The organism is Stenotrophomonas maltophilia group sp. Smal17 (assembly GCF_030237045.1).
GTDB lineage: Bacteria > Pseudomonadota > Gammaproteobacteria > Xanthomonadales > Xanthomonadaceae > Stenotrophomonas > Stenotrophomonas forensis.
Genome location: NZ_JASJSU010000123.1, coordinates 1 through 11582 on the forward strand (window position 1 = coordinate 1; position 11582 = coordinate 11582).

The following is an 11582-nucleotide window of genomic DNA, read 5'->3' on the forward strand; positions in this document are numbered from 1 at the left end:
CGTGCGGCCGCGGCGCTGCACCTGCATCGCCAGGCCGGCGGCCTCGGGGCGGTGGGGGCGGGCGTGCTGGCGGGCCAGGCCAATGCGCTGGTCGAGCGCCTGCAGGACGCAACCGAAACCGATCCGGCGCCGCTGTTCGCTGCGGTCGCGGCGTTCGTGGCCCGGCTGCAGCAACAGCTTCAGCGGCTGGCTCACTGAGCCGACTGCTGCTGCAGGTAGGCAATCACCAACGCGCGGCGTTCGGCGCTGGGGAAGGCGTTGTACATGCGCGTGCCCGGCACCAGGTGGGTGGGCGACTGCAGGAATGCATCCAGGGTCTGCGCGGTCCAGGTGATGTCGGCGCGGCGCATGCCGTCGGAATAGCCGTAGTCGGGCAGGCTGCCTGCACGGCGACCGATCACGCCATGCAGGTTCGGCCCGAAGCGATGGATCCCGCCAGGCTGAACGGTATGGCAACCGGCGCACAGCTCGAACGCGCGCTGCATGGCCTGCTGGTGGGCCTGTTCGGGCGTGGCCGGTGCGGCGCCCGGGCGCTGGCAGGCCGTGGCCGCCAGTGCCATGGCAACGATGGTGAGCAGGTTGAAGGCGCGCATGGGCGGGCAGGATAGCGGTGCGCGGAAACGACCGGGCTGCGACACGCGGTCGCAGCCCGTGGCGGTCACATGCCCGAGTAGTTCGGGCCGCCGCCGCCCTGCGGGGTCACCCAGACGATGTTCTGGGTCGGGTCCTTGATGTCGCAGGTCTTGCAGTGCACGCAGTTCTGCGCGTTGATCTGCAGCCGCGCGTTGTCGGCCTCGCCGACGAACTCGTACACGCCGGCCGGGCAGTAGCGTGCTTCCGGGCCGGCGTACTCGGCCAGGTTCACCTTCACCGGAATGCTGGCGTCCTTCAGCGTCAGGTGGCTGGGCTGGTTCTCGTCGTGGTTGGTGCTGCTCAGGAACACCGAGCTGAGGCGGTCGAAGGTCAGCACGCCATCCGGCTTCGGGTAGGCGATGCGGGTGTGCTTGGCCGCCGGCTCCAGGCAGGCGTGGTCCGGGGTGCTGTGGCGCAGGGTCCACGGTGGGTTGCGCACGCCCAGCTTGGGCAGCAGCCACTGCTCGATGCCGGTCATCAGCGTGGCCACGGTCTGGCCCTTCTTGAACCACTGCTTGAAGTTCTTGGCCTGCTGCAGTTCGGTGAACAGCCAGCTGGCTTCGAACGCCTTCGGGTAGGCGTCCAGTTCATCGTGCTGGCGGTCGGCAGCCAGCGCATCGAAGGCCGCATCGGCGCACAACATGCCGGTCTTGATCGCGGCGTGGCTGCCCTTGATGCGGCTGACGTTGAGGTAGCCGGCCTCGCAGCCGACCAGTGCGCCACCGGGGAACACCGTCTTCGGCAGCGACATCAGGCCACCGGCGGTGATGGCGCGCGCGCCGTAACCGATGCGGGTGCCACCTTCCAGGTGCTTGCGGATGGACGGGTGGGTCTTGAAGCGCTGAAATTCCTCGAACGGGCTCAGCCACGGGTTCCTGTAGTCCAGGCCGACCACGTAGCCGATGGCAACCTTGCCGCCGTCAGCGTGGTACAGGAACGCGCCGCCATAGGTGTCGTTGTCCAGCGGCCAGCCGGCGGCGTGCACCACCAGGCCCGGCTCATGCTTGGCCGGGTCGATCTGCCACAGCTCCTTGATGCCGATGCCGTAGGCTTGCGGGTCCTTGCCTTCGTCCAGCTTGTAACGGGCGATCAGCTGGCGGCCGAGGTGGCCGCGCGCGCCTTCAGCGAAGATCGTGTACTTGGCCTGCAACGCCATGCCACGCTCGAAGGCCGGGCCGATGCTGCCGTCCTTCTCGATGCCCATGTCGCCGGTGGCTACGCCGATCACTTCACCGTTGTCGCCATACAGCACCTCGGCGGCGGCGAAGCCGGGGAAGATCGCCACTTCCAGCGCCTCGGCCTGCTGCGCCAGCCAACGGGTCACTTCGCCCAGGCTGATGATGTAGTTGCCTTCGTTGTGGAAGCACTCCGGCAGCAGCGCGTTGGGCGTGCTGCGTGCGCCGGTTTCGCTGAGGAACAGGAATTCGTCGCGGGTGACCTTCTGCTTCAGCGGCGCGCCGCGCTCGGCCCAGTCCGGGAACAGCTCGGTCAGTGCACGCGGGTCCATCACCGCACCGGACAGCACATGCGCGCCCGGCTCGGAGCCCTTCTCCAGCACGCAGACCGACAGTTCGCGACCGGCTTCGATCGCGCGTTGGCGCAGGCGGATCGCGGTGGCCAGGCCGGCGGGGCCGGCGCCGACGATCACCACGTCGAACTCCATTACTTCACGCGGGGGCAGGGCGTTGGCTTCAGCGCTCATCGATTGCATGACTCGTGGGTAGGGCCGGCATCGGGGCCACCGGCGGTGCCTGGAAATCGCGCGTGCAGCCACGAGCGAAACGGTTGTTTGAATGTGTCAGGGTACCGGGCCGCGCGTGATCGAGCTAGATCGCCGATGTTCACATCCCGATTGCTGCATTGCAGCGTAGGGCCGCCGCTCTGGTGGGTGCCGACCTGGGTCGGCACGCTCTGCCCGGATGACCGACAATGGCCCGGTCCTGACTGCGCGTGAGTGCCATGGCTTTGCATCCGTACGATCTGTTCGATGTCCGTTCCCTGCTCAACGAGGAAGAGCGCGCGGTGCAGGAGAGCGTCGCCCGCTTCACCAACGAGCGGGTGCTGCCGATCATCGGCGATGCCTTTGACCAGGCCCGTTTTCCATCTGAACTGGTGCCGGAGATCGCATCGCTGGGCCTGCTCGGCGCCACCCTGCCGGCCGAATACGGCGGCGGTGGCCTCGGTGCGGTCAGCTACGGCCTGATCTGCCAGGAGCTGGAGCGTGGCGACTCGGGCCTGCGCAGCTTCGTTTCGGTGCAGAGCTCGCTGTGCATGTACCCGATCTACGCCTATGGCAGCGAGGAACAGCGCCAGCAGTGGTTGCCGGCGATGGCGCGCGGCGAACTGATCGGCTGCTTCGGCCTGACCGAGGCGCACGGCGGTTCCGATCCGGCCAGCATGAAGACCCGTGCGGTGCGCGACGGCAGTGACTGGCGGATCAGCGGCAGCAAGATGTGGATCACCAGCGGCCCGGTGGCCGACCTGGCCATCGTCTGGGCGCAGACCGAGGACGGCATCCAGGGCTTCGTGCTGGAGAAGGGCATGGCCGGCTTCACCACCCAGGAAATCAAGCACAAGATGAGCCTGCGCGCGTCGCTGACCGGTGCGCTGTTCTTCGACGACGTGCGCGTGCCCGACAGCCATCGCCTGCCGAACGTGAAGGGCCTGAAGGGGCCGCTGGGCTGCCTGACCCAGGCCCGCTTCGGCATCAGCTGGGGCCCGATCGGCGCGGCCATCGCCTGCCTGGATGAAGCACTGGGCTATGCCAAGGAGCGCGTGCTGTTCGGGCGCCCGTTGGCGGCCACGCAGAGCGCGCAGATCAAGCTGGCCGAGATGGCCCGCCGCATCACCACCGCGCAGCTGCTGGCGCTGCAGCTGGGGCGGTTGAAGGAAGCGGGCCAGCTGCAGCCGCAGCAGGTCAGCCTGGCCAAGTGGAACAACTGCCGCATGGCGATCGACATCGCCCGCGAGTGTCGCGATCTGCTCGGCGGCGCGGGCATCACCACCGAGCACGTGGCGATCCGCCACGCGCTGAACCTGGAATCGGTGATCACCTATGAAGGCACCGAGACCGTGCACCAGCTGGTGATCGGCCGCGAACTGACCGGCATCAACGCGTTCTGAGTGCACCGGTAGTGCCGGCCGCTGGCCGGCGTTGCCGAGTAGGGTGGGCGACATGAGACGCCTATCCGGAGATGCAAGCTGAATGAAGAACAATCCCGCTGTAAGGCTGCTGTGTCTCTCGCTGCTTTTCCAAGCCTCCGTGCTGCAGATGGCGTGGGCAGGCAACAGGGATGATGGGGCCTGGGCAGGTAGCTATTCGCAGGCGAGCGATCTGTGTACCGAACCTGGCAGCGGACGTAGTTGCCGCGATGGGTTCAGGGACAGCTTGTTAATTGTCGAAGAATCACTGGGCTATAGGGTTGAGCTGCACAGTACCCAGGCGATGCAGCACGTCTGCTCCTTTGTGCTGCATATGAAGCCAGAAGGCGGAAGGCTGATTCATCAGTCCGAACTAGGCACCGTGGCTATCGAGAAACATGCAGGTGCGCTGAGAGTCTCATCCGGCGGGATCGACCCTACGGCAACGGGCTTGGGCTTGTGCGGCACGCATGCTGATATTGATGGTCTGGAGTTTTCTTCTGTGGGCAATCGCGCGCGTTCCAGGCAACGAGATGGCGCCCGCTCCTGATTGATCCAGGCGGAAGACATCCACGCATGGTGTGGATCTACTGCGCGGCTGTTGGGTCCGCCTTGAAGCGAGCCGAGCACCGCAGGTCCGGCGGGGGCGAAGAGGCGCGGATGTTTGAGCGCAGCGAGTTCCGCGCCGTCCCCCGGCGGGCCGAGGAGCGCAGGGTACCGGTGCGTAGCACCGGCTCGCGGATGGCGGCGCGTTTCTTTTGGTTACTTTTCTTTCCGCGCGGAAAGAAAAGTAACGCCCATGAACGCATGCGCCCGCCACAGCAATTAGGCAGAAGAGAGACGCGTGGCGTTACGCGCCGCCGGCAAACCCATGCTGGCGCCAGGCCTCGTACATCACCACGGCGACGGTGTTGGAAAGATTGAGGCTTCGATTGTCCGGCCGCATCGGCAGGCGCAGGCGGGCGCCATCGGGCAAAGCATCGAGTACGTCCTGCGGCAGGCCGCGGCTTTCCGGTCCGAACAGGAACGCATCGCCATCTTCAAAGGCCACGCTGTCATAACGCACGCTGGCCCGGGTACTCAGGGCGAACAGCCGCTTGGGCGCGATCCGCGCCAGCGCGGTGTCCAAGTCCGGGTGCACCTGCAGGCGCGAGTACTCGTGGTAGTCCAGCCCGGCGCGCTTGAGCTGCTTGTCTTCCAGTGCGAAGCCGAGCGGCTCGACCAGGTGCAGCTGCGCGCCGGTGTTGGCGCAGAGACGGATCACATTGCCCGTGTTGGGCGGGATTTCCGGTTGGAACAGGATCACGTGGAACTGGGGCGCGGCATTCATCGGCGCAGTGTACCTGCGACGGCCGCCGCCTTTACGGCGCACGCCCTGCACGGGGCAGGGCGACACCGGTTACGGGCGCAGCAGGACCTGGGCGGTTTCGCTGGCCAGGGCCTGCAGGTCGGCAGCGCTCGGGCGCACCTGCAGGGCCGGCAGGTTGACGATGACCGAGTGGGCAACGTTGGTAGCGGCGGCGGCCAGGGTGGCGGCGTAGCGCTGGGCTTCCAGTTCGGCGGCCAGGGCGACGCGCTGCTCCAGGCTGGGGCGCACTTCCACCGAGGCCAACGTGGTGATCGGCATCGCGGCGGCGACCGGAGTGGCGGCGTAGCCGTTGCGCTCGGCCAGCTGGTCGGCGCTCGGGCGCACCTCCACGGTGGCCAGGGTCGGGATGCCGCTGGCCTGTTCCCAGGCCTGCTGGGCCAGCTGGTCGGCGGCCGGGCGGACCTGCACGGTGGACAGGGTCTTGATGGATTCGGAGGCCTGCACCGACGAAACAACCGCGGTGCCGGCAATCAGGGCGATGGCGATGGCAATGGTCTTGGCGTTCATGACGGGGCCTGTTTAGTGTTGGTGATCAGTGGTGTGGTAGTAAGGTAGTACACCGATTCTGGGCTTGCAAGGAAAATTTTCGATTTCCTGCATTTGTTCAGTCTTCAGTCACCTTGCGTCTGAAGCCCTTCCTGGCGCAGGAAATACCAAGCAATCCCCGTGCCAACTTTTAGTGATTGATTTGAAAGGCTTTTTCCGATCTGAAAAGTGTCCGCTGGGCGGACACCTGTCCATTCGATGGGCGACGGACACTGTCCGGACGCGGGTTGCCGCCGCATGTGACCTGCCAGAAGGCCGCAGCGAGGGGCCGAAATGGCGCATCAGGGCAAACACCCCCAGTGACTGGCGACCGATTCCTGCCGCTGCGTGCGCACGCTAGGATCGGGGTTCACCTACGTGACCAAGGATCCGGATATGTCTCTCGCCCTTCGCCCGCGCGCTGCATTGCTGGCTGTCGCCCTCAGCACCGCCCTGGGCACGCTTGCGCCCACCCCTGTGCTGGCCGCCAAGCCGGCTGCCCCGGCCAGGGTCGATATCCCGTATGAGCAGTTCACCCTGCCGAACGGCCTGCGGGTGATCGTGCATACCGATCGCAAGGCGCCGATCGTGGCGGTCAACGTCTGGTACCACGTGGGCAGCAAGGACGAACCGGCCGGCCGCACCGGCTTCGCGCACCTGTTCGAACACCTGATGTTCCAGCGCAGCGAAAACCACGACGGCGAGTACTTCGAGCCGTTCAAGCAGGTCGGTGCCACCAACCAGAACGGCACCACCAATACCGATCGCACCAACTACTTCGAGAACGTGCCGACCACCGCGCTGGACATGGCGCTGTGGATGGAATCGGACCGCATGGGCCATCTGGTCGGTGCGATCGACCAGGCGGCGCTGGACGAGCAGCGTGGCGTGGTGCAGAACGAGAAGCGCCAGGGCGAGAACCAGCCCTATGGCCAGGCCTGGGACCAGATCAACAAGGCGCTGTACCCGGTCGGCCACCCGTACCACCACGGTGTGATCGGTTCGATGAACGATCTCAACGCGGCCTCGCTGGACGACGTGAAGACCTGGTTCCGCACCTGGTATGGCCCGAACAATGCAGTGCTGGTGCTGGCCGGTGACATCGACCTGGCCACCGCCAAGGAGAAGGTCGCCAAGTACTTCGGCAGCATCCCGGCCGGTCCGACCATGGCGCAGCCGGCGGTGAACGTGGCCAAGCGCAGTGCCGACAGCCGCGAGACGATGACCGACAAGGTGCCGCAGCCACGCATCTACCGCGCCTGGAACGTGCCGCAGGTCGGCACCACCGATATCGATCAGCTGCAGCTGTTCGCGCAGGTACTCGGTGGCGCCAAGTCCTCGCGCCTGAGCCAGCGCCTGCAGCACCAGGACAAGCTGGTGGACAGCATCGGTTCGGGCCTGTCGACCTCGCAGCTGGGCTCCAACTTCGTGATCGTGGCGACCGTGAAGCAGGGCCAGGACCCGGCCAAGGTCGAGAAGATCATCGATGAGGAACTGGACCGGCTGATCAAGCAGGGTCCGACCGCGGCCGAACTTGAACGCGCCAAGACCGGCGCCCGCGCCGGTTTCATCCGCGGCATCGAGCGCATCGGTGGTTTTGGCGGCAAGGCCGACGCGCTGGCCGAGTGCGCCGTGTTCACCGGCGACCCCGGCTGTTTCCGCACTTCGCTGGCCAACATCGACAAGGCCACGGCCGCCGATCTGAGCCGTCTGGGCGCGCAGTGGCTGGACAAGGGCAGCCACACCCTGGTGATCGAGCCGGGTGAGCGCGTGGCGTTGAAGGAAGAACCGAGCCAGACGCCGAAGCCGTTCACCGTGCCTGCGGTGGACCCGAAGTACAGCACCCTGCCCGAGCAGGTGGACCGCAAGGCCGGCGTGCCGCAGACCCGCGAGTTCCCGCAGCTGAAGTTCCCGGCGCTGCAGCGTGCCACGCTGAAGAACGGCACCCAGGTGATCCTGGCCGAACGCCATGAAATCCCGGTGGTGCAGTTCAGCTACCAGTTCCCGGGCGGCTTCAGCGCCGACCAGGGACGCAAGCCGGGCACCGCCAACTTCACCATGAGCCTGATGACCGAAGGCGCCGGCAAGCTGGGTTCGCTGGCCTTCGCCGATGCTGCCGACGCACTGGGCGCCAGCCTGGATGCCTCGGCCGGCCTGGATTCGATGAGCGTGGACCTGTCCGCGCTGAAGGAGAACCTGGCTCCGTCGCTGGCGCTGTACCGCGACCTGCTGCGCGAGCCGCGCTTCGAGCAGGGCGAGATCGACCGGGTCCGGGCGACCTGGATCGCCGGCATCCAGCAGGAGAAGGTCAACCCGGGTGCGGTGGCGATGCGCGTGCTGCCGCCGTTGCTGTACGGCAAGGGCCACCCGTACGCCATTCCGTTCACCGGCAGCGGTGACGAAGCGGCGATCAACGGCCTGACCCGCGAAGACCTGGTCGACTTCCACCACGACTGGCTGCGCCCGCAGAACGGCACCCTGATCGTGGTCGGTGACACCACGCTGGCCGAGATCGTGCCGCTGCTGGACAAGCAGCTGGGCGACTGGAAGGCCAGTGGCGATGCCCCGCAGGTGAAGGCCGCCACCGACGTCGCGCTGCCGAAGGGCCCGCGCGTGTTCCTGATCGACCAGCCGGGTGCGGTGCAGGCCAACCTGTTCGCCGGCCAGGTGGTGCCGCCATCAAGCGCCACCAGCTCGACCCGCTTCGACATCGCCAACGGCGTGATCGGCGGTGACTTCACCTCGCGCCTGAACATGAACCTGCGCGAGGACAAGCACTGGTCATACGGTGCGCGCAGCAGCGCGGTCAATTCGGTGGGCCAGCGTCCGTGGATGGCCAGTGCGCCGGTGCAGATCGACAAGACCGGCCCGGCGATGGCGGAAATGCGCAAGGAAATCGCCGCGTTCGCCGATGGCAGCAAGCCGGCCACCGCCGCCGAGGTCAACCGCATCCGCAACATCCAGACCCTGAGCCTGCCCGGTGCCTACGAGACCGCCAGCGCGGTGGCGTCGACGATCGGTTCGATCGTGCAGTTCAAGCGCCCGGACGACTATGTGCTGCGCCGCAAGGCGGAGATCGAGGCGATGACCCCGGCGCAGGTGCAGCAGGCCGCCGCCGAGATCAAGCCGCAGGCGCTGACCTGGGTGGTCGTGGGTGACCTGAAGCAGACCGAAGCGGCCGTGCGCGCGCTGAACCTGGGCGAGGTGACGGTGATCGACGCCGAAGGCAACCCGGTCAAGAAATAAGGGATGCGCCTGCCCGCCACGGCGGGCAGGCCTGCCCCGGTAGTGCCGGCCGCTGGCCGGCAACGCCTGACCCGAAGACGGGGTCAGAGCCCCCTGCGGGGGATCCGACCCCGAGCCCGGCTACCCCCGATTCAGGCTGTTCAGGCAGAATCCCCCCCATACCCTTCCAGGATCTGCCCATGCGCGTTCTGCTGCTTTCCTCCCTGCTGCTCACCGTCACTGCCTGCACCTGGGTGCCGATCGAACCGGCCGGCAAGGCGACCCGCGTGCTGCCGGCAGGCCCGGTTCCGGCCGGCTGCATCGCCAAGGGCGAGGTGGTGGTCACCGTGAAGAGCAAGGTCGGCTTCTACAACCGCAACCCGCTGCGCGTGCAGGAAGAGCTGGAAACCCTGGCCCGCAACGAGGCCCCGAGTGCCGGCGCCAATGCAGTGCAGGCCGCTGCGGCCCCCGCCGATGGCAGCCAGCGCTTCGCCGCATTCCAGTGCCCGCCGCGCTGAACGCTTCACCATACGGGCAAGCCTGAATTCGTAAAGATGCGGTGAAAGCCCGGGAGTTATAGAATAGCGCCCCCTTTTGCCTGAGCCTTGGCGCTAACCTCGATGCTCTTCAAGAATGTCTCGATCGCCGGCCTGGCACACGTCGACGCGCCGCATACGCTGACGACCAAGGAAATCAACGAGCGGCTGCAGCCGACGCTGGACCGCCTGGGTATCCGCACCGACGTGCTCGGCGACATCGCCGGCATCCACGCGCGCCGCCTGTGGGACAACGGCGTGCTGGCCTCCGATGCGGCCACCATGGCCGGGCGCAAGGCGCTGGAAGACGCGGGTATCACCGCGACCCAGGTCGGCCTGCTGGTCAACACCTCGGTCAGCCGCGATTACCTGGAGCCGTCCACGGCGTCGATCGTCTCGGGCAACCTGGGCGTCAGCGACGAGTGCATGACCTTCGACGTCGCCAATGCCTGCCTGGCCTTCATCAACGGCATGGATATCGCCGCGCGCATGATCGAGCGCGGTGACATCGACTACGCGCTGGTGGTGGATGGCGAGACCGCCAACCTGGTGTACGAGAAGACCCTGGAGCGCATGACCGCCCCGGACGTCACCGCCGACGATTTCCGCAACGAGCTGGCCGCGCTGACCACCGGTTCGGGCGCCGCCGCGATGGTGATGGCGCGCTCGGAACTGGTGCCGGACGCACCGCGCTACAAGGGCGGCGTGACTCGCTCGGCCACCGAGTGGAACCAGCTGTGCCTGGGCAACCTGGACCGCATGGTCACCGACACCCGCCTGCTGCTGATCGAAGGCATCAAGCTGGCGCAGAAGACCTTCACCGCCGCCAAGATCGCCTTGGGCTGGGCCGTGGAAGAGCTGGACCAGTTCGTGATCCACCAGGTCAGCCAGCCGCACACCGCTGCGTTCATCAAGAACTTCGGCATCGACCCGAAGAAGGTCATGACCATCTTCGGCGAGCACGGCAACATTGGTCCGGCCTCGGTGCCGATCGTGCTGAGCAAGCTCAAGCAGCTGGGCAAGCTGAAGAAGGGCGATCGCATCGCGCTTCTGGGCATCGGCTCGGGCCTGAACTGCTCGATGGCTGAAGTGGTCTGGTAAGCAGCCCGCTGCCCGACCTCCTGTAGAGCCGAGCCATGCTCGGCTCACGCGCGCAGCGCGGCTCTTCCGCAGCGGACCGGAGAGCAGCCGAACATCGGCTCGGCTCTATACCGCGCCGCGATTCTCCCTAGGTGCTCCGCATGCGCGATCTTCCCGGTTACCCCGCCCACCCGCAGCGTTTCGACGTGCGCCCCGGCCTGTCGATGAACTAACTCGACGAAGGCCCGCGCGACGGCGAAGTGGTGGTGATGGTGCACGGCAATCCGTCGTGGAGCTACTACTGGCGCACGCTGGTGGCCGGCCTGTCGGACAAGTACCGCTGCATCGTGCCGGACCACATCGGCATGGGCCTGTCGGACAAGCCGGACGACAGCCGCTACGAATACACCCTGCAGTCGCGCGTGGACGACCTCGATGCGCTGCTGAAGCATCTGGGCATCACCGGCCCGGTGACCCTGGCCGTGCACGACTGGGGCGGCATGATCGGTTTCGGCTGGGCGCTGTCGCACCACGAGCAGGTGAAGCGCCTGGTGGTGCTCAACACTGCTGCGTTCCCGATGCCGGCGGCGAAGAAGATGCCGTGGCAGATCGCGCTGGGCCGCCACTGGAAGATCGGTGAGTGGATCATCCGCACCTTCAATGCCTTCTCGTCCGGCGCCTCGTGGCTGGGCGTGGAGCGCAAGATGCCGGCCGATGTGCGCCGTGCCTATGTGTCGCCGTACAACAGCTACGCCAACCGCATCAGCACCATCCGCTTCATGCAGGACATCCCGCTGTCACCGGCCGACAAGGCCTGGTCGCTGCTGGAGCGCGCTGGCAAGGCGCTGCCGTCGTTCGCCGACCGCCCGGCCTTCCTCGGCTGGGGCCTGCGCGACTTCGTGTTCGACCATCATTTCCTGAAGGGCTTCCAGGCGGCGCTGCCGCAGGCCCAGGTGCATGCCTTCGAGGACGCCGGCCATTACGTGCTGGAAGACAAGCACGACGTGCTGGTGCCGGAAATCCGCGCGTTCCTCGACAGCAACCCGATCTGAGGGGCGTGGGGGGGCCCCCGC

Annotated in this window: 10 protein-coding genes and 1 pseudogene; 7 read left to right on the forward strand and 4 right to left on the reverse strand. The window is 66.8% G+C overall.

Annotated features, from left to right (window positions below; translation table 11 throughout):
- Positions 1 to 198 (forward strand): hypothetical protein (locus QRO93_RS19960; protein WP_285304337.1); only part of this gene is annotated, 198 nt, incomplete at its 5' end.
- Here QRO93_RS19960 and QRO93_RS19965 read toward each other — a convergent pair.
- A complete protein-coding gene (locus QRO93_RS19965; protein WP_053448479.1) occupies positions 192 to 593 on the reverse strand; it encodes a cytochrome c family protein in 402 nt (133 codons plus the stop codon). The two genes, QRO93_RS19960 and QRO93_RS19965, sit on opposite strands and share 7 nt — an antisense overlap.
- Positions 594 to 658: 65 nt before the next feature.
- Positions 659 to 2335, reverse strand: coding sequence for an electron transfer flavoprotein-ubiquinone oxidoreductase (locus QRO93_RS19970; RefSeq protein ID WP_180878706.1), 1677 nt, complete (start codon positions 2333 to 2335; stop codon positions 659 to 661).
- Positions 2336 to 2592: 257 nt separating this feature from the next.
- On the opposite strand from QRO93_RS19970, the gene QRO93_RS19975 reads away from it, so the two are divergent.
- Together QRO93_RS19975 and QRO93_RS19980 are read left to right on the forward strand one after the other, a co-directional pair.
- Positions 2593 to 3756 (forward strand): acyl-CoA dehydrogenase family protein, encoded by a 1164-nt coding sequence (locus QRO93_RS19975; protein WP_053448481.1) that lies wholly within the window; start codon positions 2593 to 2595, stop codon positions 3754 to 3756.
- A gap of 82 nt (positions 3757 to 3838) precedes the next feature.
- Complete coding sequence (locus tag QRO93_RS19980) at positions 3839 to 4324, forward strand: hypothetical protein (RefSeq protein ID WP_180878705.1); 486 nt, start codon at positions 3839 to 3841, stop codon at positions 4322 to 4324.
- Between the two features lie 300 nt (positions 4325 to 4624).
- Here QRO93_RS19980 and QRO93_RS19985 read toward each other — a convergent pair whose 3' ends face one another.
- Together QRO93_RS19985 and QRO93_RS19990 are read right to left on the reverse strand one after the other, a co-directional pair.
- Positions 4625 to 5104: a tRNA (cytidine(34)-2'-O)-methyltransferase gene (locus QRO93_RS19985; protein WP_004153580.1), complete on the reverse strand. Its 480-nt coding sequence runs from the start codon at positions 5102 to 5104 to the stop codon at positions 4625 to 4627.
- A gap of 69 nt (positions 5105 to 5173) precedes the next feature.
- On the reverse strand, positions 5174 to 5650 hold the full coding sequence (locus tag QRO93_RS19990; protein WP_053448482.1) for a hypothetical protein: 477 nt from the start codon (positions 5648 to 5650) through the stop codon (positions 5174 to 5176).
- 414 nt (positions 5651 to 6064) lie between these two features.
- Between QRO93_RS19990 and QRO93_RS19995 the strand changes: the two genes are divergently transcribed.
- From QRO93_RS19995 to QRO93_RS20010, 4 genes and pseudogenes are all read left to right on the forward strand, one after another.
- Positions 6065 to 8914 carry a pitrilysin family protein gene (locus QRO93_RS19995; RefSeq protein ID WP_164242447.1) on the forward strand — a complete coding sequence of 950 codons (2850 nt, stop codon included), beginning with the start codon at positions 6065 to 6067 and terminating at the stop codon, positions 8912 to 8914.
- Positions 8915 to 9093: 179 nt separating this feature from the next.
- The gene (locus QRO93_RS20000; protein ID WP_005407628.1) at positions 9094 to 9411 is read left to right on the forward strand and encodes a DUF4156 domain-containing protein; all 318 of its coding nucleotides are present in this window, start codon (positions 9094 to 9096) and stop codon (positions 9409 to 9411) included.
- A gap of 102 nt (positions 9412 to 9513) precedes the next feature.
- Positions 9514 to 10530: a 3-oxoacyl-ACP synthase III gene (locus tag QRO93_RS20005; RefSeq protein ID WP_004153587.1), complete on the forward strand. Its 1017-nt coding sequence runs from the start codon at positions 9514 to 9516 to the stop codon at positions 10528 to 10530.
- A gap of 140 nt (positions 10531 to 10670) precedes the next feature.
- Positions 10671 to 11561: pseudogene (locus QRO93_RS20010) on the forward strand (alpha/beta fold hydrolase).
- Positions 11562 to 11582: the final 21 nt, after the last annotated feature.

What these genes read in the sequence shown, in the direction of transcription:
- QRO93_RS20005 (WP_004153587.1), top strand. Translation starts at nt 9,514, where the DNA reads ATGCTCTTCAAGAATGTCTCGATCGCCGGCCTGGCACACGTCGACGCG.
- QRO93_RS19970 (WP_180878706.1), bottom strand. Translation starts at nt 2,335, where the DNA reads ATGAGCGCTGAAGCCAACGCCCTGCCCCCGCGTGAAGTAATGGAGTTC.
- QRO93_RS19965 (WP_053448479.1), bottom strand. Translation starts at nt 593, where the DNA reads ATGCGCGCCTTCAACCTGCTCACCATCGTTGCCATGGCACTGGCGGCC.
- QRO93_RS19980 (WP_180878705.1), top strand. Translation starts at nt 3,839, where the DNA reads ATGAAGAACAATCCCGCTGTAAGGCTGCTGTGTCTCTCGCTGCTTTTC.
- QRO93_RS20000 (WP_005407628.1), top strand. Translation starts at nt 9,094, where the DNA reads ATGCGCGTTCTGCTGCTTTCCTCCCTGCTGCTCACCGTCACTGCCTGC.
- QRO93_RS19990 (WP_053448482.1), bottom strand. Translation starts at nt 5,650, where the DNA reads ATGAACGCCAAGACCATTGCCATCGCCATCGCCCTGATTGCCGGCACC.
- QRO93_RS19995 (WP_164242447.1), top strand. Translation starts at nt 6,065, where the DNA reads ATGTCTCTCGCCCTTCGCCCGCGCGCTGCATTGCTGGCTGTCGCCCTC.
- QRO93_RS19985 (WP_004153580.1), bottom strand. Translation starts at nt 5,104, where the DNA reads ATGAATGCCGCGCCCCAGTTCCACGTGATCCTGTTCCAACCGGAAATC.
- QRO93_RS19975 (WP_053448481.1), top strand. Translation starts at nt 2,593, where the DNA reads ATGGCTTTGCATCCGTACGATCTGTTCGATGTCCGTTCCCTGCTCAAC.